Origin of the sequence: Vibrio sp. S/42/10, assembly GCF_029890535.1 — a bacterium.
In the GTDB taxonomy this organism is placed as follows: domain Bacteria; phylum Pseudomonadota; class Gammaproteobacteria; order Enterobacterales; family Vibrionaceae; genus Vibrio; species Vibrio cyclitrophicus.
In genome coordinates, this window is sequence record NZ_JAKMZC010000014.1 from 101,303 (window position 1) to 125,490 (window position 24,188).

Sequence of the window (24,188 nt, forward strand, 5' to 3'; positions counted from 1 at the left end):
ATGATTTAGCCTAATTGGAGATAACTCATTAAATGGTATTTTGATACTGGATAAATGTCCAGTTTGCCGTATTAAAATTCGACAGATAGACTAGGCGCTCCGTATTCTGCCCCATCAAATTAGAATGAGTTGCTATGAACGAACGTCGTGCCTTAGGCTTTGGCCTTTCCGCAGTATTACTGTGGTCAACCGTTGCTACTGCTTTTAAGCTGACCCTTGCTGAGTTTTCGCCGATTCAAATGCTGACCATCGCTAGCATTGTCTCTTCTATAGCATTGATTACCATCTGCGCCTTTCAAGGCAAGCTTTCTCAGCTGAGTACCACGTTCCTTTCAAACCCTTGGTATTACCTACTCCTCGGCTTGGTTAACCCACTGGCCTATTATCTGATTCTCTTCAAAGCCTATGATCTACTGCCTGCTTCTCAAGCCCAAGCCATCAACTACAGTTGGGCGATCACGTTAACCTTAATGGCGGCGGTTTTTTTAGGGCAAAAGATTCGTAAACAAGATTGGGTGGCGTGTACCTTCAGCTATGCGGGCGTGGTGGTTATTGCTACCAAAGGCGATTTGCTAGGCATGCAGTTCGATAGTCCGCTCGGTGTAGCTCTGGCGTTACTTTCAACCTTGCTTTGGGCGGGATACTGGATTCTAAACACCAAAAACAAGGCTGACCCGGTTGTGGGCGTATTGCTTGGGTTCTTAGTGGCACTGCCATTCGCAATTGGTTTAACCGTTTACGAAGGCGAGAGTTTTAGCCAAATCACAGCGAAGGGTTGGATGGCGGTGACTTACGTTGGTCTGTTCGAGATGGGTATTACCTTTGTCTTGTGGCTCTCAGCGCTAAAACTAACCAACAATACAGCACGTATCAGTAATCTAATTTTCGCCTCGCCTTTTATCTCGTTGATGCTACTTTCAACCATTATTGGCGAAGAAATCCACCCTGCGACCCTGTTTGGTTTGGTACTGATCATCGCCGGTTTGGTGATTCAACAGATTAAGTTTTCAAAAAACAAATCTGCGTGAATGAGTAAATGAGCTAAAAGACTCGGCTGATCACGAAAAGCTATCGATAAAGTCGAATCTAGAGCTAGATTACCGCTTATAAATACAAAAATGGCGAGTCATATGACTCGCCATTTTTATGTCATTTAAAATCTCATGGGAAGCTTAAACCCACTGGCCTGCTGCAAACCCAGAACTCCAACACCATTGGAAGTTATAGCCACCTAACCAGCCTGTTACGTCCATCACTTCACCGATGAAGTAGAGGCCAGACACGCTCTTACACTCCATGGTTTTTGAAGATAGGTGGTTAGTATCGACGCCGCCTAAAGTCACTTCAGCCGTTCGGTAGCCTTCGGTGCCGTTTGGCGCAATCTTCCAGCTCTCTAGATGCTCTACAATGTCATTTAGCTGCTTTTCATTGAACTGTTTGAGCGGCTTGTCTTCCAGCTCTTTGCGGTCAATCAGCACCTCAACGAAACGCTTTGGTAATGCTTTCGCTAAGGTATTTTTCAGGCTCTGATTTGGGTGTTTCTCGCGAGAATTCTCAAGCAGCTCGGCAACGTCCACTTCTGGAACTAGATTGATAGAGACCGATTGACCTGCTTTCCAGAACGACGATATTTGTAGTACCGAAGGGCCAGATAAGCCACGGTGCGTAAACAGCAACGCTTCTTTGAATAAGGTACCATCTTGCGCGGTGATCTCGGCAGGAATCGCGATTCCTGAAAGCTCAGCAAAGGCTTCTTTGTCTTCTTTATGCAGAGTAAATGGCACCAGACCCGCAGTAGTCGGCATCACAGACAAACCAAACTGCTCAGCAATCTTATAGCCAAATGGCGTCGCGCCTAGTTTCGGCATCGATAAACCGCCCGTCGCCACGACAAGTGAGTCACACTCAACTTCGTCGGTATTGAGGTGCATCTTAAAGCCAGCGTCTGTTTTTTCGATTGAGTGAACATCACAACGGTAGCGCTGTTCAACTTTCGCTTGCTTACACTCTTCAAGTAACATGCTCACGATGTCTTTTGCGGTATGGTCATTCACACAGAACAGCTGGCCGTGGTCTCGCTCTTCGAACTCAATACCGTACTTGCTCACCATCGAGATAAAATCCCAGTTGGTGTATTGAGATAAGGCTGACTTCACGAAATGAGGGTTGTTACATAGGAAGTTGTTGGCTGAAACATCATAGTTAGTGAAATTACAACGGCCGCCACCTGAGATTAAAATTTTTCTGCCTGGTTTCTTTGCATGATCAACCACCAGCACTCGTCGGCCACGTTTACCCGCTTCCGCAGCACACATTAAGCCCGCGGCGCCCGCACCAATTACGATTACATCAAACTTTTCACTCATTGGGGTTCTGCTTTCTTCACTTTTGCACCTCGAGTACGCCCTGTTCTCGAAATGCCATCAATAAAAAAGGATGTGCATAAACAGCACATCCTTACTAATTGCTCGCTATTCTAGCGGCAATTTTAAACTTTGCAATTGATGTTCAATTGTACAATTTGCAGACAGCAGCAAAACCACTACTTGGCTTAGCGAACCAACAGCCGAGGCTTTACACCAAAACCTAAACTCTACTTCACGCGTACTAAATAACTTAGACGATGAAAGAAGACAGCAACGTTACACCCAACAGAGCAGAAGAAAGTATAAACAACTGTCTTACGCGATCACACTTCGACATAAACACTTCGTCGTGATGATGGTGATACTCTTTGCTTTTGATGTAACTAAACAAGCGAACCTGTTTGGTCATGTTGCCATGAGTTGTGAAGAATCCACCTCCGTCTACTTGTTGATAAAGTAGAGGATGTGCTTCTCGCATAATATAAATGAGTGTTCTTAGCGCAGTAAAGTAACGCGCCCAGTTCACACAAGTCACAACCATTAGTGCAAATAGAATAGTGTCGCCGCTGATCATCCTTTCCTCCCTACATCTTCATAAGAAAACTCAAAAGAAAAAGATAATCAGTGTCTTTCTCATACTACCTAAACGGCAGGAGCTTCCATAATTGAAGATGAACCATCTTTTGCCAATTGCGCGAGATCTTTATCAATAAAGAACAGTGCTTTACCGTCTTCACCAACAAGTTCTAGCTTATCCAATACACCTTTAAACAACTTCTCTTCTTCGTGTTGCTCTGCAACGTACCATTGCAGGAAGTTAAAGGTTGAGTAATCTTGTGTGCTGAAAGCAACGTGAGCCAATTTGTTGATCTTTTGAGTAATCATTTGCTCATGTTCATAAGTTTCACGGAACACGGCACCCAGGCTATCAAATTCATGTTTTGGCGCTTCAATCGCACCTAGAATTGGCATTGCACCTGTTTCACTTACGTAAGTGAAAAGACGCTGCATATGTTCCATTTCTTCTACTGCATGAACACGCAGAAACTCTGCTGCACCTTCAAATCCTTTGTCTTCACACCAAGCACTCATTTGTAAGTATAGATTGGATGAGAAAAATTCTAGGTTAATTTGATCATTCAGTTGCTCAACCATAGTTTTTGACAGCATTTAAGACTCCTAATTACATCCTCAATTTTCTCTACTATATCACTATTTAATGAATATCTCGCTGACCATTAGTTAACCGATATTTCGAACTGCCATTACGCAAGACAGTGGATATGAGATCACTTCAGCAAAAAAAGGCATCACATAGTGCTAGTCTTTAATGAGACAACGAATAAAGGAGCTAGCAATATGAGTTACAAACATATTTTGGTCGCAGTCGATTTATCAGATGACAGCAAATTACTTGTGGATAAAGCGGTGGCATTGGCTAAACCATTGGAAGCCAAAGTCTCTTTTATCCATATCGATGTTAACTATGCAGAGCTTTATACCGGCCTGATTGATATCAACATGGCAGAAACCCAACATAACGCGATGGAGGCCTCTCGTATTCAGCTACAAAGTTTTGCTGACTACGCTCAATACCCAATCACTCATACTTTGGTCGGCAGTGGTGATTTGAGCCATGAGTTGTGTGACACCATCAATGAGTTCAGTGTTGATTTAGTGGTCTGTGGTCACCACCAAGACTTTTGGAGCAAACTGCTTTCTTCAACACGACAACTGATCAATGCCTCACCTGTTGATATGCTGGTCGTGCCTCTAAGAGATTCAGAAGACTAATGATTTAAGGTTAGGTAACATACAGCTCATATCTTATTAACGAAGTTTTACTATGAGCTATTTAGCTGGTGTTACCCTCCTATGGGCCTTCTCCTTTAGCCTGATCGGCGTTTACCTCGCTGGTCAGGTTGATTCTTGGTTTTCTGTACTCATGCGCGTAGCCCTTGCCGGCATCGTGTTTCTTCCTTTTCTCAAGTTTCGCGGTGTCTCGCGCAAACTGATCGGCAAATTGATGGCGATTGGTGGTATTCAGCTTGGGCTGATGTATTGCTTCTACTATCAATCTTTCTTACTGCTGTCCGTACCTGAAGTCCTTTTGTTTACCGTCTTTACCCCAATTTACGTCACGCTTATTTATGACTTTCTCAAAGGGCAATTCTCACCTTGGTATCTCGTGACCGCCGCTATTGCAGTGCTGGGCGCGGTATTCATTAAATTTGCTGGCATCAATGACAACTTTTTAGTCGGTTTCCTTGTCGTACAAGGCGCTAACCTGTGCTTTGCTATTGGTCAGGTGGGTTATAAGGTGATAATGGAGAAGGAATCGACCGAGTTACCTCAGAGAACCGTATTTGGTTACTTCTACTTAGGGGCGTTATGCGTCGCTTCCGTTGCTTTCATGCTGCTGGGTAACCCAGAGAAACTGCCAACCACCTCACTTCAATGGGGAATCTTGATATACCTTGGCTTGATTGCTTCAGGGTTAGGTTACTTTATGTGGAATAAAGGCGCATGCATGGTGAATGCCGGTGCGCTGGCTGTAATGAATAATGCTTTAGTTCCAGCAGGCCTTGTGGTGAACATCTTGATTTGGAACAGGGATGTCGATTTGGTTCGCCTTACCATTGGTGGTGGCGTTATCTTGTTGTCTCTACTTGTGAATGAAACATGGGTGAAGAAACGTGTTGCGAGATCCGCAAGCAATGCCTAACCGACAGAATAAGCGAAATGAGTAGCTCGGCTACCCCAGAAAAGCAAAAGAGCGACCTTAGGTCGCTCTTTTTAAATCTACGCGTAGCAATAAACAATTCAAATCAGCTTCAGTGGATATGATTATGGTTCACTACTTGAGTCTTGGTTTCCATGAAGGCAACGTCATCAAGTTGTAAATTGATGCGTTTAAGGTCACTTTCCAGTTTTTGACTTTTCTTAAACAGCTTTTGCTGCTTCTTAATCATCTTCGCTAGCTTTTTATTGTACTTCTCTTGCTTCTTAGCGGCTTTCTTCGCTCGCTTAAGTTCTGCTTTCTCATCACCACTCGCCTTCGCTATCAGCTTTTTCAGCTTGGCTTTTTTCTGTGATGTTTTTTTATCGACAACTTCAGCGGCAATATCAACAACGGCTGGATCGAACATTTGCACAGTAGGTTCAAGGGTATCGTTGATTTCCGCAAGCGATAACTCTGGTGCAGGTAATGTTTCCGCTAACAGACCGCATGCCACTTTTTCTTCAACGGGTTTGTTTTGACAGCCAAGAGGTGGAATTGCGGTTGGTTTGCATAGATTCGCTTGATCCGCCGAAGAACGCGCACAAGAACGACACACAAACTTAGGTTCAGTGACCAAGCTGTGGATCTCGCCTAGGTGTTCAGTGATATCTCGACGGTTTAACTTACAAAAGCGTTTAGCCATGCTACAACTCCAGCTAAGAATAATAATGATTCTTAGTTAGATATACATCCGTAACGCGACTATCGCAAGTGTTAAATGGTAATTTATCGTATTTATGACGGGAAACTTTCTTAGCGTGTTGCTAAGTTATTGATGCTTTCACTGAGTAATTGATGTATTAACTAGGTCATTGATGCTTTCACATACACATCAAAACGGTTCTTTTTGGTTTCAATCGCCATGCTCGGTTTTTGCTCATCGAGCCACGCCGCGTAATCGGGTCTTTTCACCACAACTCGTTTTGATGCGAGCTTAAGGGCTGGCTGCAATAACGCATCTGCATCCATGTCTGCACCAACTAAAGATTGGAATACGCGCATCTCTTTTTTAACCAAAGCCGATTTCTTTTTGTTCTCAGGGTGTGGGTACATTGGATCGAGATAAACCACGTCTGGCTGTTCGAAATTAGGATCATCGCTTAGCTTATCTAAAGCGTCATGGCTCGAAGCGTGAATCAACTTCATACGCTCGCTTACCCAATCACCGATGTCTGGGTCTTGTTGTGCTCGCTGCAAGCCATCATCAAGCAGTGCTGCCACAACAGGGTGACGCTCTACCATTTGTACCTTACAACCTAAAGAAGCCAACACAAACGCATCACGTCCTAAGCCTGCCGTACCATCGAGAATGGTTGGCGTTGCGCCTTTGTTTAAGCCCGCCGCCTTGGCGATCGCCTGACCTTTACCACCACCAAACTTGCGTCTGTGACCGACTGCGCCACCGACTAAATCAACAAAGATAGCGCCAAGTTTAGGTTCGTCCACTTTGCGTAACTCAAGTCGCTCGCTCGTCAGAACCAACGCAAAATCGCTGTTTTCATCATGGGATAAATTCCAACGGGTCGCTAAGTCATTTAAATGATCGATTTGGGTAGCATCTTCGCAAATCAGTTGTAGTTGCAAGGTCGTCTCCAACAGACAGTAATATTCAAAACAAAAGAGGCAACCAGTTTACCTGATTGCCTCAACAATACATATTAAGGAAGAAAAGTATTCACCATAAAGCCAAGCGCTCGACTAAAGAGAGTATAAACAACCAAGGAGGTTATAAGATTCGTTCTTGCTGTAACTCTTCAACCAACTCCTCAAGCGGTTTAGGTCGACCTATGACGTAACCTTGTGCGTAGTTAACACCGAGTTCGATCAGCTTGTCGATTATCTGTGTGTTTTCAACAAACTCAGCCACTGTGTGTTTACCCATTTGCTTAGCTAAATCATTGATAGAGCGAACCATCACATGGTCCATCTCGTTGACAGCAATATCACGCACAAACAAGCCATCAATCTTCACAATGTCGACCGGCAGTTTCTTTAAGTAACCAAACGACGATAACCCTGAGCCGAAATCATCTAACGCGATCATGCATCCCAACTCTTTAAGTCGCGTGAAGAACTTGATCGCTTGTTTCATATTACTCATCGCCGCTGTTTCAGTGATCTCTAAACAAATCTTATGACAAGGTATTAGCGAGTTACTCAAGCTCTCAATCAAGAACTCGACAAACTCTCGATTACCCATCGAATGTCCAGAGAGGTTAATTGAGCACATCCCCAATTCATCAATCACCTGTGGTCGTCGCTCCAACCAGCTCAGTGTCTGACTCACCACTTGGCGATCAATCAAGTGCGCAATGTTGTAGCGTTCGGAGGCCGGCATGAAAATCCCGGGTGAAATGTATTCACCCTTGATGTTCTTTATACGCACTAGGATCTCGAAGTGCATTTTTTCGCTGTCTCTGTCCAAACCAAGAATACGCTGTGCAAACAGCTCTAAACGATCATGAGCTAAAGCCTCATGCACTAGGTTGACGCATTCCATCTCCAAATGTCGACGACGTAGATCTTCATCATCTTGGTGATAAAGGTTATAGCGGTTACGGCCTTCCTCTTTGGCAGCATGACAAGCTGCATCAGCCTGAGCGTGTACCATCTGTGGTGAGGCGGCGGTATGGTCAATCAATCGAATGCCAATAGAACAAGTGAGATTGAATCGAATATCGTCCCACACAAACGAATTTTCGCTCATCATAGAGATGATACTGCGACACACGTTGATCGTGTCTCGCTCGGTGCAATCTTTGATTAATACAGCAAACTCATCACCGCCCATACGCGCCAACACAGCATTGTAGGGCAGCACCTCTTCCAGCAATTTGGCACTAAACATGATTGCGGCATCACCCGCTTCATGCCCCGCAGTATCGTTCAACACCTTCAATTGGTCTAAATCTAAAAACAACATCGCATGAGTTCGCATATGGCTTTCAACTTCTTTCAAGGCCTTTTGCAGCTCTTGCTCAAAGTGGTTACGGTTAAAGGTATCAGTCAATAAGTCGTAACGCGCTTGATACTCTAACTTTTCAGCAAGCTCATGGGTCTCGGTGATGTCCTCACCCACAATCAACAGTTGATCCGATTCCACCAGCGGACGGATATTTTCACGAATCCAGATGGTGCTGCCATCCGCATGACGATATTCAATATCACGACGCCATACACCTCTAATCTTGTATTGTGGTTGCAATAAGATATGGCGCGGGATCATCGCGTTTTCATCGACATAAAACTCTCGCGGGCGATGTCCCAATAACTGGTCAAGTGAGTAACCCAACAACTCTTCCGCAAATTGGTTTACTTGTTGAATACGATTATTTCCATCAAGCGTAATCATCATTACTGGTTGCTTGTCGTAATACAACTTTAGATTCGCTTCACGTTGAAACAGTTTATTCTCAGCTAGCTTACGCGAGGTAACATCACGTGCTTCAAATAAGAACTGAATGTCATCCTCTTCGCTTCCCGGCATTGGCTTCAATGAAATCTCCAATACCATCGCACCGCGATCACGACACCACACCTCAGCTTCAAACCGCAAAACCTGATGTTCATCTCTAGGGATAAAATATTCGTTGAGTACCTGTCTTGCTGAATCTTCCCAGTGCTGGTGATCTTGCAAGGGTGTGCCTAATTTATAGCCTTGGTTATACAAAAGTTCATGCAGCTTGCTATTACTCGACAGCAACACTCCGTCCTTATCGATAATCCCCATAAACTGCAAGCTTTGATCGAATATCGACTCAAGAAGCAGTTGGCTCTTACGGCTCGTTCGTTCACTTTTTTGCAGACGATTCAGGTAGTAAACCAAAATAGCGATGACACACGACATTGCGATAAACAGCAAACCTATGGTTCGGATTTCATCGCGATAACGCATTAGAAATGACTTAGGCTTGTTGAGGAAGGTCACCTTGGCTTCATTTTCAGCACCAAGATCCCATCTCGAGATTTGTTGGTAATCGAGCTTAATTTCTGGTGTGCCAGGCACAATCGGAGGGAATGCTTCTGCCGGATTAGCAAGCACATCGAGCAACATCCGGGCAGTCTCTCGCCCTTGGGTTTTACCACTTTGAATCACACCACCGATAGCACCAAATCCAAGCGCCAAATCATGGACCATATACAGTGGCAGTTGGGTTTTCATGCTCAATTGACGCCAATCTTCATCGCTACTAACACGACCATTAACATCGCGATAGTACGCCCAAAACAACAAACTCTTACCTAGATCGGCACGCTGAGCAAAGGTCGTTAGCTCTTGATATGAATCCGGAACGTAATGCTCAATCAAATTGGATAAATCAGGGTGGGTTTTAATAAACAGGTCAACTTGGGAGCGAATAGCCTCGCCCGTTATTGAGTGGTCAGTAACAATATAGACCTTTTTCACCGTAGCTTGAAGACGCTTAATTAGATCGATATTACCAACCAAATCGATATCTTCAGTGATTCCAGTTGCGTTTAACCCCTCAAGCATCTCAGATGAGAAGTTGCTAACGCCACCAAATATAACGGGAGTACCATTTAGCTCTGGAGCCAAACGTTTCATTAAGTTCAGAGCGTTATTGTCACTAACGACAACCGCAGCAAATTCTTCATGTGTCAGTTTCGTGCGGTAAAGCTGATAAATACGATCTAGGTATTCAGTATTTTGAGAGCGTTTACTATCAAGGTAAACGACACGATAAGACAAGCCGTCACGGTCGAGTTCTGTGGATAACCCTTTATGGAAATCATCCGTCCAAAAAAAACCTTGATGATAAGAGTGAATAACCAACACATCTTTTGTCTGCGCTGAAGCAAACACACTCCAACACATCAAAATTAATAACAACGAAAATCGCACTGAATTCACCCTAACCCTATAGTTGCTGCTAATATTATCACCCTTGGCTATGATGTGTACTCTAGCTAGTCTGATTTCATTCAATCTAAGGATTCTGCATGTCCACAACCACCGTCCGTTTAGATGATCTAGACCGCGCCATTCTAAAAACCTTGATGGAAGATGCACGAACTCCTTATGCTGAAATGGCAAAACAGTTCGATGTCAGCCCTGCGACGATTCACGTTCGCATCGAAAAAATGAGATCGGCAGACATTATTGAGCGAACGGAAGTTGTGGTAAACACCAAAAAGCTAGGTTATGACGTATGCTGTTTTATTGGTATTAACCTAAATGCAGCCAAAGACTACCACTCTGCGATAGCCAAGCTGAATGCGTTAGACGAGGTGGTCGAGGCGTACTACACCACTGGTGCTTATAACATTTTCGTAAAACTGATGTGTAAGTCGATAGAAGAGCTACAGTTTGTGTTGATTGATAAATTGCAGGCGATCGATGAGGTTCAATCGACAGAGACATTGATTTCATTGCAGAATCCTATCAATCGTAATGTGAATCCATAACATTCGTTCGCCTTGTTTGGCCCCTGAAGCACAGACAAAAAAGAGCCTCTAACTAGAGGCTCTTTTCGCTATTAACTCTTAATAAACTAGATAGTTACCGTGATTATGCGTTGATTCCCGCATGACGCAGCATTGCATCAATTTGTGGCTCACGACCACGGAAGCGTTTGAACAGCTCCATTGGCTCTTCACTGCCACCCATTTCAAGGATGTTGTTCAGGAAGCGATTACCAGTTTCTGTGTTGAAGATACCCTCTTCTTCAAATGCTGAGAACGCATCTGCCGATAGCACTTCTGCCCAAAGGTAGCTGTAGTAACCCGCACTGTAGCCACCAGCAAAGATGTGACCAAAGCTATGTGAGAAACGGTTCCAATCTAGGCTTGGCAGAACCGACACCTTAGACTTAACATCCGCCAACGTTTCGAGTACACGAGCACCCACTTCAGGGTCGTACTCTGTGTGTAACGTGAAATCGAACAAGCCAAGCTCTAGCTGGCGCAGGATAAACATCGCTGATTGGAAGTTCTTCGCCGCTAGCATTTTCTCTAACATCTCTTTTGGTAAGGCTTCACCGGTTTCGAAGTGACCAGAAATGAACGACAGCGCTTCTTCTTCCCAACACCAGTTTTCGAGGAACTGACTTGGTAACTCAACCGCATCCCAAGGCACGCCATTGATACCAGAAACAGCACCCGCATCAACTTGCGTTAGCATATGGTGGATGCCGTGACCGAATTCGTGGAACAGAGTCACCACTTCATCGTGAGTAAATAACGCAGGCTTGTCACCAACTGGCTTGTTGAAGTTACACGTTAGGTAAGCCACTGGCGTTTGCAGCTCGCCAGATTCAGTAATACGACGACCACGACAGTCATCCATCCAAGCGCCACCACGCTTGTGTTCACGTGCGTATAGATCAAGGTAGAAGCTACCACGCAGTGTTCCTGTCGCATCAAAGATATCAAAGAAGCGAACGGACTCATGCCAAGTGTCTACGCCTTCACGCTCTGTTACCGACATACCAAACACACGGTTTAGTACTTCGAACAAACCAGAAACTACGTTCGACTCAGGGAAGTATGGACGAAGCTCTTCATCAGAGATCTCGAACAGGTTCTGTTTTTGTTTCTCGCTGTAGTAAGCGATGTCCCACAGATTTAGCTCAGAGACACCAAACTCTTTCTCAGCAAACTGACGTAGCTCTTCTACTTCGCGCTCACCTTGTGGTTTCGCTTTTACTGCTAGGTCGTTAAGGAAACCAAGTACTTGGTCTGGCGTTTCTGCCATTTTAGTCGACAGTGACTTTTCGCTGTAGGTGCTAAAGCCAAGCATGCGTGCGATCTCGTGACGCAGCTTAAGTTGCTCCGTGATGATCTCAGTGTTGTCCCACTTACCAGCATTTGGACCGCGATCTGAAGCGCGAGTTACGTAAGCTTCGTACAGCTCTTTACGTAGCGCTTGGTTGTCACAGTACGTCATCACCGGTAGGTATGAAGGGATATCCAGAGTCAGTAGGTAACCTTCCAGCTCTTTAGCTTGGGCCGCGGCTTGTGCTGCCGCCAGTGCCGATTCAGGCATACCGGCCAGTTCAGCCACGTCTGTTACTTGCTTGCTCCAACCCATGGTGGCATCAAGTACGTTGTTTGAGAATTGAGAACCCAGCTCAGACTGGCGCTTGCTGATCTCACCATAGCGGTGCTGCTCGTCCGCGGGTAAGCCAATACCTGACAATTCAAAGTCACGCAGTGCGTCAGTAATGGTTTTTTGTTGAGCTCGATTTAATGCCGAGAATGCTTCGCTTGCCTTGATCGTTTTGTACGCTTCAAACAAGCCTTTGTGTTGACCAACCCAAGTGCCGTACTCAGACAGTACTGGTAGGCAGCTCTCATACGCTTCACGCAGTTCGTCGCTGTTCACAACAGAGTTCATGTGGCTTACTGGTGACCAAATACGGCCTAAACGATCATCCACTTCTTCAATCGGAGCAACTAGGTTGTCCCAGCTTGGTGAAGTATTACCTTCAAGTACTTGTTCTATCTTGTTGCGACACGCTTCAATCACTTGCTCAACCGCTGGCTTAACGTGCTCAGGTTTGATTTGTGAAAACGGAGGTAAGTCCGTGAAGGTTAATAGCGGATTAGACATATAAACATTCCTTTGGCTTTAGAGACTTTCGTCTTTTTTGTAATGAGGTCGTCTTACAGTCATCAGGCTAAGGGTCGCCCTAAAAAATCACTTGCGAATAGTTATTAAATAGTGCCCATGAAGGCAAATTTCAATAGCAGAACCAATAACTAACTGCATATTGCGAACGACTGTTCCTGAATTGATCGAGAATTTATGGTCCATTGAGGGTTATAATAGTCTGATTAACCCCACCTACACTAACCACACTCTAATTCGAGAGTGTTACGAGAGTTTAATTTGTTAAGTTATCGCCACAGCTTCCACGCAGGCAACCATGCCGACGTAGTAAAGCATATCGTACAGAGCCTTATTCTTAATTCTTTGAAACAGAAGGATAAGCCTTTTGTTTATCATGATACTCACTCTGGTGTAGGTCGTTACGACTTAACGCATGAATGGTCTGAAAAAACGGGCGAATACAAACAAGGTATTGCACGCGTCTGGGAACAAACAGAACTTCCTGAAGACATTCAAAGCTATCTTGAGTCTATCTCAGCACTCAACAATGGCGAAAAACTGCGTTTCTACCCGGGCTCTCCACGTGTTGCCCGCGCGCACCTGCGCGATCAAGACCGCATGGTACTGACCGAGCTTCACCCAGCCGATCACCCTCTGCTTGAGCAAGAGTTCCACCGCGATCGTCAGGTATCTATCTACAAAGAAGATGGCTTCCAACGCTTAAAAGGCAGCCTGCCACCAAAAGAGCGTCGTGGTTTGGTACTTATCGACCCACCTTACGAGCTGGCAAAAGAGTATCGCGATGTGGTGACGGCGATTGCTCAAAGCCATAAGCGCTGGGCAACCGGTATCTACGCAATTTGGTACCCGGTAGTAAACCGCTGTGATATCGAAGACATGATCGAAGGACTTGAAGGCTTAGGTATCAACAAGATTCTACAAATCGAACTTGGCGTATCACCAGATACCAACGAGCGTGGCATGACAGCATCAGGCATGATTGTTATCAACCCGCCTTGGAAGCTAGAAAGCCAAATGAACGAAATTCTTCCATTCTTGAAGGAAGCAATTGCGCCGGCAACCGGTCACTTCAAAGTAGAGTGGATCGTACCCGAATAATCTCGAACTTAACGTCATGATCTGACGAATATTCAGTAGATTGTGACATACACGAATAAATTTTAAACAGGGAGATTGAGTTCAACCGATCTGCCCTCAATATAATAATTAGACAATTTAAGAATCTATAGGACGTAGGTGTTCAGTGCGATCACTGTACCCACAGCCTTCAATAAATGGAGAAAGTAATGGCGACTCATTTTGATTACATCTGTATCGGTGGCGGTTCAGGCGGCATCGCATCAGCAAACCGCGCAGCAATGCACGGTGCAAAGGTTGCACTTATCGAAGCTCAAGACCTTGGTGGTACTTGTGTAAACGTTGGTTGTGTTCCTAAAAAGGTAATGTGGCATGGCGCTCAAGTTGCTGAAGCGATCAACCTGTACTCTGAAGATTACGGCTTCGACGTTGAAGTAAAAGGCTTCAACTGGAGCAAGTTAGTTGAAAACCGCCAAGCATATATTGGTCGTATCCACGAGTCTTACGATCGCGTTTTGGGTAACAACAAAATAAACGTAATCAAAGGCTTTGCTAAGTTTGTTGACGAGAAAACCGTTGAAGTAAACGGTGAACACTACACTGCGGATCACATCCTGATCGCGGTAGGTGGCCGTCCAACCATTCCAAACATCCCAGGCGCAGAATACGGCATCGACTCAAACGGTTTCTTCGATCTGATGGAGCAACCTAAGCGTGTTGCTGTAATCGGCGCAGGCTACATCGCAGTAGAAATCGCAGGCGTACTAAGTGCACTTGGCACAGAAACACATCTGTTCTGCCGTAAAGAATCTCCACTACGTAGCTTTGATCCAATGATCATCGAAACGCTAGTAGAAGTAATGGAAGCAGAAGGTCCAACACTTCACACGCACTCCGTGCCTAAAGAAGTGGTGAAAGAAGCGGACGGTACGCTGACTCTACACCTAGAGAACGGCAACACTCAAAACGTTGACCACTTAATCTGGGCGATCGGTCGCCACCCAGCGACTGACGCTATCAATCTAGCATCTACTGGCGTTGAGACTAACGATCGTGGCTACATCAAGGTAGACGAGTTCCAAGCGACTAACGTTCCTGGCATCTATTGTGTTGGTGACATCATGGAAGGCGGTATCGAGCTAACACCTGTCGCTGTTAAAGCAGGTCGTCAGCTTTCAGAGCGCCTATTCAACGGCCAAACAAACGCGAAGATGGACTACAAGCTAGTTCCTACTGTTGTATTCAGCCACCCGCCTATCGGTACAATTGGTCTAACGACTCAAGAAGCTGAAGAGCAATACGGCAAAGACAACATCAAGGTTTACACGTCGGGCTTCACGGCAATGTACACAGCAGTAACCAAGCACCGTCAACCTTGTAAGATGAAACTAGTATGTGCTGGCGAAGAAGAGACTGTAGTTGGCCTACACGGCATCGGTTTCACTGTTGATGAAATGATTCAAGGCTTCGGCGTTGCAATGAAGATGGGCGCAACCAAAGCAGACTTCGACTCTGTTGTGGCGATTCACCCAACGGGCAGCGAAGAGTTCGTAACGATGAGATAATCAACACTATTTGTTGATATCTCTTAAAAGCAGGCCTTGTGCCTGCTTTTTTTATGTCCACTCTTGAACCTTACCCCTCAACTCCACGTAACACAGATACTGACCTATCTAGAACAGCAATGGAGTTTGTGATGAATCTACTAATTGAATCATTTGAAGGCGGGATCTACTTGGCTTACCAAATTATTGGCGAGCAAAAGCAGTTAATCAAAAACGACCAACAGCACCCAATGAGGTTTTTAAGTGTTAACCAAGCGCGCGACCACTTTAGCGATCGAGGCGTAGCATCGGCAATGTTGGTTCACAACAGTGCCTACGACGAGATGTGTGGTGAGCATTGTGGTAATACCCAACCATTCGAGATTGATTTGAAATGGAGTTGAATCAAATTCAAATCAATCGTGATAAAAATAGAAAGGCTTGCACTAGTGCAAGCCTTTTTCTTTTGGGTCATATTTCTTATCGAGCTGTGCGTTTTTGTCTTCGCTTGATGTTTTGCTCTTTCACAACAAAGTCGAACAATGGTGCGAACAAGTTAGCAAACAAGATAGCGAGCATAATGCCTTCTGGATAAGCAGGATTGAGCACTCGGATGCCGACCGTCATTACACCAATCAAGATCCCGTAAGCCCACTTACTCTGATTGGTAAACGCGGCAGAAACTGGATCGGTTGCCATAAAGAAAGTACCAAAAGCAACACCACCCAACACAAAGTGCCAGTAAAACGGCATCGAGAACATCGAGTTGGTATCAGAGCCGATCCAGTTCATCAAACTAGAGGTCACCACAAGACCGATGATAACCCCGGCAACAATACGCCAAGACGCTATCTTCATGAAAATGAGCATCAACCCCGTAAGCATAATTAATAGCGAAGAAACCTCCCCCATCGATCCTGGAATATTACCGATGAACGCATCCATCCAAGTTATTGTCTCGCCAGTCATGTTGTTGATTAAAGAGGTACTGCCTCCCTCATACCACTGACTGAGTGGTGTCGCCCCTGAATAGCCATCAGCCGCCGCGACCCACACAAGCCCACCCGACATGTTGGCTGGATAAGCAAAATAGAGGAAAGCCCGCCCAGCTAACGCAGGGTTAAGGAAGTTTCGTCCTGTACCACCGAACAACTCTTTAGCAACAACGATACCAAAGGTGATGCCTAATGCGGCTTGCCATAGTGGAATCGTCGGCGGGAGAATTAAGGCAAATAAAACCGAACTCACGAAAAAGCCTTCGTTGACTTCGTGCTTGCGAACAACCGCGAACAGTACCTCCCAAAAACCACCAACGACAAAAACCGTGGCATAAACAGGAAGGAAATAGAGCGCCCCAAAAAACATCTGGCTGCCCCAACCGCTTGCCATTAATGATGGCGCATCACCAAATGCCCAAGACAAGCGCCAACTACTCTCGATAACCGAAGTGAGCTCACTCAGTTGATAGCTGGATGTGAGTGCCGAAACACTCTGATGCCCGACGTTATACATGCCCCAGAACATGGCAGGGAAGGTCGCTAGCCACACCAGAATCATGATTCGTTTGAGATCGATACTATCTCGAACGTGGGTCAACCCTCGGTTTACATTGCCAGGCGTGTAAAATATCGTCGCGAACGCCTCATACACTGGGTAGAGTTTTTCGTACTTACCTCCGGCTTCAAATTGCGGTGCCACATCTTCTAAACGTTTTTTAAAACTCATAATCTCAATCACCTTATTGCTTGAGTTATGGTTTTCTACGCATCAAACGCTCAATTTGAACAACTTTTAGCGATTTTTAATCAAGTTCGTATTCAAGAAACTGACCAACATTCAAGAACAAAACCAATATGAGAAAGTTAGGTTCATAAATAACAAAGCCCCAGCGATAGCTGAGGCTCATTTAGTCTTACTTTAGGTTACTTATTTAACGCACATGACATTAAGCAATGAAGACCCTTTCAATTGGTTTACATTACCATTGGTAAACAGACCCTTCTTGCCTGCCCCCCAATAAGGTAAGTGCATTGGCCAATTCTGTTTTTCCATGACTTTTGAACCCAAAATACTCTGCCACTGTTTTTCAGTCATCAGCTTCATGTTGACCTTATTGCAGACTAATTCAGCGCTACCGTAATCGAGGCGGCTCCAAGGCTTGCCTTGCTCCATATAGAACTGCTGCTGATGGTCTAGGAGGTAAGGAATAGCATATTGGTTGCCCGACACATTGGCTGTCACGCGAATTTCGATTTCTAGATCGTTGTCTGTACTCGCATTACCGCTTGGTAGCGTCTGAATAGCGGCAGCACTCGTTACCGCAGCCGCTTGCTTAACCGCCACAGGTTTCGGCGCAGGTTTAGCTTCTACTTTTACAGGAGCCTTAGGCTTTACAGCTTTTGACTCTGCTGGTTTTGCAACGACAGGCTGTGATGAGGTTTTAGACTTATCAACCATACGAATAAAGGCTTCACCATAACCAGACACCTTGCGTACTTGAGCTAAGTCTTTTCTCGCATCCGAAAATGTAGAGTAAGGACCAATCAAACAACGATAATCGCCACCCTCAGGCTTCATCCATACGTTAGTTGAGATCTTTTCATATAGAGGCTTCGCTCGGTTGAGTGACAAAGGCTTATTTAGCAAACCACATTGAACCCAAAACAGTTCGTTATCTGAATGACGTTTAGGCGCTTTGCTGCCCCATACACCTTTACCGATCGGACATGATTGTTCTAGCTGTGGTAATTGATTGGTGCTTGCTTGAGTGGCATCGCATAGTACCGATTCTGCATTAACTTGGCTCGACACCAGAAGAGATACAGCGATAAGCCCCATACGATAATTTCTCATCACAGCACGACATACAGCATTCATTGTCAATTTCATAACCACCACTTAAACCCTCACGGGTTAATTATTACCGAATCAATGTCGATAAAACATGAATTCCATTTTAAGTATCATTGACACTATCAATAATACTAAGTTCCAGATCCATTAAGCAAAAAAAGAGCCGTAATTGCTTACGGCTCTTAGTTTAGTGACTTTTTTTGCTAAAAATCAAACCGAGCTATCACCCTTTATAAATTTTAGGGTTAAACACGTCACGTAACCAGTCGCCTAGTAGGTTAATAACTAGAACTAATGTTACCAAAAGCACACCAGGAAATGCTGTGATCCACCATGCTCCTGAGAAAATGTAGTTAAAACCAGTACTGATTAGGGCACCCAGCGACGGTTGGTCTACCGGAAGGCCTAAACCTAGGAAAGAAAGTGCCGCTTCTGACATGATGGCATTTGCCACCTGTACCGTAGAGATAACCAAGATCGGTGATAAACAGTTCGGTAGAATATGACGGAACATGATGCGAGGCGCTCTAAAGCCCATCACACGTGCCGCTTCAACATATTCTTTCTTCTTCTCTGCCAATACCGATGCACGAATGGTACGAGCATACTGCGGCCATTCTGCAATACCGATGATCACCACCAGCATAACAACGGCATATTGCGCGTAGAAGTCACTGCCGAAACTTGCCTTAAAGATGGCTGAGACAATGATCGCAACCATCATGGTTGAGAATGAAAGTTGAACATCAGCAAAACGCATCAGGAAGCTATCAATACGACCACCGAAGTAACCCGCAGACAGACCGATAATGATACCGAGAGTCAACTGAAGGCCAACCGCTAAGAAACCAATGGTCAGTGATAAGCGCGAGCCGTAAAGCATAGTCGATAAGATGTCACGACCTTGCTCGTCAGTACCCAGTAAGAAACGTTCTTCACCGTCTTCCATCCAAGATGGTGGCAGTTCTGAATCCATGATATCGATAGACGTCACGTCGTATGGGTCGATTGGGGCTAAAATCGGTGCCGCTAATGCCATCACAAGGAAGGCGGCGAAGATGGCGAAGCTGAACATAGCCACTTTATCGCGTAAGAAGTAGTACAGAATGTCTGACTGCTTGAATCGCTCCCAACGAGATGGAGCTGTTGTTGTTTGTTCCATGATTATGCTCCTTTCCCTGTAATGTTCACTGTTGGGTTAATGATGCCGTAAAGCAAATCAACAATGGTGTTCGTTACTACGAAGATCAAGCCAACGAAGATAACGTATGCGGTAATCAATGGTGTATCCACTCGGTTAATCGCTTCAAGGAATAGGAAGCCGGTGCCCGGCCACTGGAATACAGTTTCAGTAAGAATGGTGTAAGCCACCATAGTACCGATTTGAACACCACCTACCGTTAGTACAGGTAACATTGTGTTCTTCAAAGCGTGTTGGTAGTAAATCTTGTTCAGCGCTAGGCCTTTTGCTTTACCAAACTTGATGTATTCAGAACTAAGAACCTCTAGCATTTCAGAACGCACTAGACGAATGAACAGCGGCAGCATGATAGATGCCAAAGCAATACTCGGCAGAACTAAGTGTGCAAGGCCATCTAGTGTTAAGAAGCCAGACTCCCAACCAAACCAGTTTGCAGTCTCACCACGTCCAAATGATGGCAGCCAACCTAGCTCGATAGAGAACACATACATCAGCATGATTGCAGTTAAGAAAACAGGCACAGAGATACCGATACTACTACCGGCCATCACAAGCTTAGTGAAGAAACTTTTTGGGTGTATTGCAGAATAAACGCCTAATGGAATCGACAGACAAACAATGATCAGAGAAGCACCGAACACGAGCTCCAGTGTCGCGACCAGTTTATCTAGAATTACGTCCACAGCAGGGCGTTTAAAGAAATATGAAGTACCAAGATCACCTTGTAGGGCTGCGCCTATAAAGCGAGAGTATTTTGTAACGAAGGGATCATTTAAGCCGAGTTCATCACGTAGCGCTTGACGCTCCGACTCTGAAACAGATTGACCGACTAACTCACGTAACGGGTCGCCCAGGTTATCCTGAATGGCAAACGCCACCAAACTGATCACAAACATCACTATCAGTGCCTGAAACAGGCGCTTGACCAGAAACGTAACCATTCCTTGCCCCTTATCTATCCATGACTATCTAATCGAAATCCGCGATTAGACAACAAAAAAATTCAGTCTTAAAAAAGGTATTTAGCCAGACTGAAGGAAGACCAAATACCGAAACTTAAATCTATATCTTAATAATATTGAGAGCCTGAAAAACTTCAGGCTCTCGATTCTAGCAAGCTAGATTATTTTACAACTAGGTCGCCGAAGTAAGGCATAACCATTGGGTTTACGATGTCTGCAGCACCAACGTTAGACTTCGCGCCCCACGCTTCACTTTGCCAGTGTAGAGGTACGAATACTGCATCGTTGTAAAGTGTTGCTTCAACGCCTTTCAGCATCTTAGAACGCTTAACTGGATCAGTTTCGGTGTTAGAAGCTTCTACAATCGCATCCATTTCTGGGTTTGAGTAGCCAGAACAGTTGTATTGACCACGACCAGTCTCTTCGTTACGAGTCATTGTTAGAAACTCATTGAAGTTCGCTGAATCTTCTGTGTCTGAGTGCCAACCGATCATCATCATGTCTGCTGAACATAGGTCAAACTCAGGCCAGTACTGTGCTTTAGGCATCGTCTTAAGATCAACTTTGATACCAATCTTAGACAGCATTGCCGCAGACGCTTGCGCTACTTTCGCATCGTTCACGTAACGGTTGTTAGGCGCTGCCATAGTTAGTGTAAAGCCATCTTCGTAGCCCGCTTCTTTCATCAGCTCTTTCGCTTTTTTCAGATCGTAACGAGGAACTAGATCTTCGTTGTGACCCGCGTAGCCTGTTGGGCTTTGCTGACCAGCAGCTGTCGCGAAACCTTTCATGATTTTCTTAACAATACCTTCATTGTTAATCGCATGAACGATTGCTTGACGAACACGCACATCTTTCAGTGCTTCGTTGCTGTTTTGGTTCATTTGGAACGTAATGATACGAGTACCAGGTAGCGTTACTAGATCGATATTCTTAGCGTTCTTAACACGCTTGTGATCGTTTGGTGCTACAGGGTGAATCATATCTACATCGCCAGAAAGAAGTGCTGCAACACGCGTTGCGTCTTCTTTGATTGGCACAAGTGTTAGCTTGTCTACGTTACCATCCGTTTCTGTATCCCAGTAATCATTGAAACGCTCGAACGTAACTTTAACGCCTTGCTCACGTTGCGTAACGATGAATGGACCAGTACCTGAAACATTAGTCGAAGCAAACGAATTACCGTGCTTAACTAGTTCAGACTTGTCATTACCTTCAGCTGTTTGGCCTGAGTAGAACTTGCTGTCCATTGGGAAGATGTAAGTTGCTGTTTGTAGTACTAGTGGGTAAGCCGCTTTTGATACTAGCTCAACTGTATAGTCATCCACTTTTACCATTTTCTCGTATGGCGTGAAGATAGACTTAAAGTCTGGAGAAGCTTGTAGACGTTCAAAAGTCCACACAACATCATCAGCTGTCAGTTCGTTACCAGAGTGGAATTTCACACCTTTACGTAGGTTGAAACGGAAAGTCGTTTCATCAACACGCTCCCAGCTAGATGCTAGGCGGCCTTCAAAATCCATCTCTTGTGTAAAACGTACTAGAGGGTCAAACACCATGTGAGACATTTGCAGTGTGCCACCAGACAGCTGCTCGTGCGGATCAAGTGATACTGGGTCAGCTGCGTAGCCAACGGTAATATCTGCTGCTGCTGCACTAAAGCTTAGGCCAGCTGCCATCAAAGCTACTGCTAATTTGCTTTTCATGGTTTTCATTGCATAACTCCTTCATGCGGGAATCCAGATCCCTAGTTGTTGTATTTGCGTCTGTTTATTGTTTTTAGCAAGCTAAACTCCAGCCTGCTGATTTTTATACTGCGGCTTTTGCCACTGCTTTTTCTTCTCTTAAGCCCGTAAACTCAGGCATTAAAGAAATTAGGTGCTTACTGTATTCATGCTGAGGCGATTGGAATAACTGCTCAGTTGGCGCAACTTCCAATAGTTCGCCCATTTGCATCACGCCAACACGATCACACATTTGACGAATAACCGGTAAATCATGACTGATGAACAGCATAGTCAGATTGAGCTCGTCTTGCAGGTCTTTCAATAGATTAAGGATTTGAGCCTGTACTGACACATCCAGCGCCGAGGTAGGTTCATCACAAATCAGAAGACGAGGACGAGTTGCCAGAGCGCGAGCAATAGAGATACGCTGACGTTGGCCACCTGAGAATTCGTGCGGGTACTTAACCCCTGCCATTTGGCCCAAACCAACGTGATCGAGCAGGTCGTTAACGATCTGACGAGTTTCATTTTCGTTGCGAGTTAGCTTATGGAAACGGATAGGTTCAGCAATGATGTCGAATATCTTCATTCGAGGGTTCATTGATGTATACGGATTTTGGAAAACCATCTGCATTTGGCGACGCATAGGGCGACGCTCTTTTTCAGATTTAAGACCGGTAAGGTCAATACCTTCAAAGGTTACCTTGCCTGAGTTCGGTGCGTATAAGCCAGCAATCACACGAGCAATCGTTGATTTACCCGAACCAGATTCACCCACCAAACCAAACGTCTCACCTTCATGCACTTCAAAGCTGACGTTGTTTGACGCTTGAACATATTCACGACGGCTTTCGAAGAATGAATCTTTAGTCGTAAAACGTAAGTTCACGTTTTCAACGTTCAACAAAGGCCCCGTGTAATCACGGTGATCTTGGCTTTGGCCCAACCAGTGGTTTTTCACATCCAGTGGTTCCATCTCGTGTGCTTCTTCGATGTAACTCACTGTAGGGAAACGATCGAGTTTACGATCTGAACGCGGAACCGCTGAAATAAGGCTGTGTGTGTATGGATGCTCAGGAGTGCCAAGGACTTTCGCCGTTGGGCCAAACTCAACCAAATCACCACGATACATCACGGCTACACGATCGGTTACGTTAGATACAACACCCATATCGTGCGTGACCAACATACAACCTACGTTCTTCTTAATACATAGGTCGCGAATCAAACCCAAGATCTGATCTTGGATAGAAACATCCAGTGCGGTTGTTGGTTCATCTGCGATGATTAAGTCAGGTTCACCTGCCAATGCGATCGCGATAACAACACGCTGACGCATACCGCCAGAAAACTGGTGTGGGTACTGCTTTAAACGGTTTTCTGGTTGTGGGATACCCACTTGGTTCATCAAGTCTAGTGAACGCTGGTAGGCTTCTTGATCCGAAACCTTCATGTTGGCATGAATCGTCTCTTTTAACTGCTGTTCTACTGTGAATAGAGGGTTAAGAGAAGTCATTGGGTCTTGGAAGATAAATCCAATCTTTGAGCCGCGAACAGAGCGCATCTGCTCAGGAGATAAACCCGAAACTTTTTCGCCATCCAGAAACACCTCGCCGCTAGCAATACGGCCAGGAGGGCTCAGTAAATCAATAACAGCATTACCCACTGTTGATTTACCTGCACCAGATTCGCCTACAACGCCAACGATCTCACCACGTTCAATGTTGAACGAAAGTGATTTAACTGCGGCGTGAACTCCATGACGAGATGGATATTCGATACGAAGATTTTTTACTTCTAAAAGTGACATTACCAGACCTCTACTGCTTTGGCAGCTTTCTGCCCTGTCTGCAAAATTGAATCCATTCTTACCAGAATATTGTTCTGATATTTTATACGGTTGACAATTTGGCAAATAATTCACAGAAAAGCAACAAAAATAGGATAAAAAGTCGACATTAAACGCCTGGCAAGCAAAAGCACTACATAACTATTCAAAAAAAGAGCATATAGTAATAAAAATCAACATCATACTCATGGTGAGAAATACTCACAAATCCCTTACTACAACTTACTTGTAGA

The 24,188-nt window shown here is 45.0% G+C and carries 20 protein-coding genes; 7 read left to right on the forward strand and 13 right to left on the reverse strand.

All coding sequences use genetic code 11. From position 1 onward, the window contains the following. Window positions 1–134 precede the first annotated feature (134 nt). Window positions 135–1,028 carry a DMT family transporter gene (locus tag L8S15_RS15705; RefSeq protein ID WP_016784093.1) on the forward strand — a complete coding sequence of 298 codons (894 nt, stop codon included), beginning with the start codon at window positions 135–137 and terminating at the stop codon, window positions 1,026–1,028. Window positions 1,029–1,172: 144 nt separating this feature from the next. On the opposite strand, the gene L8S15_RS15710 is transcribed toward L8S15_RS15705, so the two are convergent. The 3 genes from L8S15_RS15710 to ftnA all read right to left on the reverse strand — a co-directional run bounded on the left by L8S15_RS15710 (window position 1,173) and on the right by ftnA (window position 3,536). Beyond that, entirely contained in the window at window positions 1,173–2,366 is a 1,194-nt protein-coding gene (locus L8S15_RS15710) for an NAD(P)/FAD-dependent oxidoreductase (protein WP_010433467.1), read from the reverse strand. 250 nt (window positions 2,367–2,616) lie between these two features. Beyond that, window positions 2,617–2,940 (reverse strand): universal stress protein UspB, encoded by a 324-nt coding sequence (gene uspB / locus L8S15_RS15715; RefSeq protein WP_004735557.1) that lies wholly within the window; start codon window positions 2,938–2,940, stop codon window positions 2,617–2,619. A 68-nt stretch (window positions 2,941–3,008) separates the two neighbouring features. Beyond that, a complete protein-coding gene (gene ftnA / locus L8S15_RS15720; RefSeq protein ID WP_004735556.1) occupies window positions 3,009–3,536 on the reverse strand; it encodes a non-heme ferritin in 528 nt (175 codons plus the stop codon). A 189-nt stretch (window positions 3,537–3,725) separates the two neighbouring features. Between ftnA and uspA the strand changes: the two genes are divergently transcribed. Beyond that, the gene (gene uspA, locus L8S15_RS15725; protein ID WP_010433461.1) at window positions 3,726–4,160 is read left to right on the forward strand and encodes a universal stress protein UspA; all 435 of its coding nucleotides are present in this window, start codon (window positions 3,726–3,728) and stop codon (window positions 4,158–4,160) included. A gap of 52 nt (window positions 4,161–4,212) precedes the next feature. Next, a complete protein-coding gene (locus L8S15_RS15730) occupies window positions 4,213–5,091 on the forward strand; it encodes a carboxylate/amino acid/amine transporter (protein WP_016768248.1) in 879 nt (292 codons plus the stop codon). 109 nt (window positions 5,092–5,200) lie between these two features. On the opposite strand, the gene L8S15_RS15735 is transcribed toward L8S15_RS15730, so the two are convergent. From L8S15_RS15735 to L8S15_RS15745, 3 genes are all read right to left on the reverse strand, one after another. After that, window positions 5,201–5,791 (reverse strand): hypothetical protein, encoded by a 591-nt coding sequence (locus tag L8S15_RS15735; RefSeq protein ID WP_016791819.1) that lies wholly within the window; start codon window positions 5,789–5,791, stop codon window positions 5,201–5,203. A 161-nt stretch (window positions 5,792–5,952) separates the two neighbouring features. Further along, entirely contained in the window at window positions 5,953–6,732 is a 780-nt protein-coding gene (locus L8S15_RS15740; RefSeq protein ID WP_010433454.1) for a class I SAM-dependent methyltransferase, read from the reverse strand. A gap of 142 nt (window positions 6,733–6,874) precedes the next feature. Beyond that, on the reverse strand, window positions 6,875–9,985 hold the full coding sequence (locus L8S15_RS15745; RefSeq protein WP_016768246.1) for an EAL domain-containing protein: 3,111 nt from the start codon (window positions 9,983–9,985) through the stop codon (window positions 6,875–6,877). Window positions 9,986–10,110: 125 nt separating this feature from the next. On the opposite strand from L8S15_RS15745, the gene asnC reads away from it, so the two are divergent. Further along, window positions 10,111–10,575 carry a transcriptional regulator AsnC gene (gene asnC / locus L8S15_RS15750; RefSeq protein WP_010433446.1) on the forward strand — a complete coding sequence of 155 codons (465 nt, stop codon included), beginning with the start codon at window positions 10,111–10,113 and terminating at the stop codon, window positions 10,573–10,575. A 103-nt stretch (window positions 10,576–10,678) separates the two neighbouring features. Here asnC and prlC read toward each other — a convergent pair whose 3' ends face one another. Beyond that, entirely contained in the window at window positions 10,679–12,721 is a 2,043-nt protein-coding gene (prlC, locus tag L8S15_RS15755; protein ID WP_016784107.1) for an oligopeptidase A, read from the reverse strand. A gap of 279 nt (window positions 12,722–13,000) precedes the next feature. Between prlC and L8S15_RS15760 the strand changes: the two genes are divergently transcribed. From L8S15_RS15760 to L8S15_RS15770, 3 genes are all read left to right on the forward strand, one after another. Then, window positions 13,001–13,840, forward strand: a complete 840-nt coding sequence (locus tag L8S15_RS15760; RefSeq protein WP_010433428.1) for a 23S rRNA (adenine(2030)-N(6))-methyltransferase RlmJ — start codon at window positions 13,001–13,003, stop codon at window positions 13,838–13,840. A gap of 188 nt (window positions 13,841–14,028) precedes the next feature. Continuing rightward, on the forward strand, window positions 14,029–15,384 hold the full coding sequence (gorA, locus tag L8S15_RS15765; protein ID WP_010433426.1) for a glutathione-disulfide reductase: 1,356 nt from the start codon (window positions 14,029–14,031) through the stop codon (window positions 15,382–15,384). A gap of 131 nt (window positions 15,385–15,515) precedes the next feature. Continuing rightward, entirely contained in the window at window positions 15,516–15,767 is a 252-nt protein-coding gene (locus L8S15_RS15770) for a DUF6482 family protein (RefSeq protein WP_065107183.1), read from the forward strand. Between the two features lie 76 nt (window positions 15,768–15,843). Here L8S15_RS15770 and L8S15_RS15775 read toward each other — a convergent pair whose 3' ends face one another. The 6 genes from L8S15_RS15775 to L8S15_RS15800 form a co-directional block, all read right to left on the reverse strand. After that, a complete protein-coding gene (locus L8S15_RS15775; RefSeq protein WP_010433422.1) occupies window positions 15,844–17,088 on the reverse strand; it encodes an NADH:ubiquinone reductase (Na(+)-transporting) subunit B in 1,245 nt (414 codons plus the stop codon). 201 nt (window positions 17,089–17,289) lie between these two features. After that, on the reverse strand, window positions 17,290–18,252 hold the full coding sequence (locus tag L8S15_RS15780) for an SPOR domain-containing protein (protein ID WP_016784110.1): 963 nt from the start codon (window positions 18,250–18,252) through the stop codon (window positions 17,290–17,292). 187 nt (window positions 18,253–18,439) lie between these two features. Beyond that, complete coding sequence (locus L8S15_RS15785) at window positions 18,440–19,378, reverse strand: ABC transporter permease (protein WP_010433417.1); 939 nt, start codon at window positions 19,376–19,378, stop codon at window positions 18,440–18,442. Between the two features lie 2 nt (window positions 19,379–19,380). Further along, a complete protein-coding gene (locus L8S15_RS15790) occupies window positions 19,381–20,358 on the reverse strand; it encodes an ABC transporter permease (protein WP_010433413.1) in 978 nt (325 codons plus the stop codon). Window positions 20,359–20,540: 182 nt separating this feature from the next. Beyond that, entirely contained in the window at window positions 20,541–22,094 is a 1,554-nt protein-coding gene (locus L8S15_RS15795; protein WP_016768241.1) for an ABC transporter substrate-binding protein, read from the reverse strand. 94 nt (window positions 22,095–22,188) lie between these two features. Further along, the gene (locus L8S15_RS15800) at window positions 22,189–23,916 is read right to left on the reverse strand and encodes an ABC transporter ATP-binding protein (RefSeq protein ID WP_010433407.1); all 1,728 of its coding nucleotides are present in this window, start codon (window positions 23,914–23,916) and stop codon (window positions 22,189–22,191) included. Window positions 23,917–24,188: the final 272 nt, after the last annotated feature.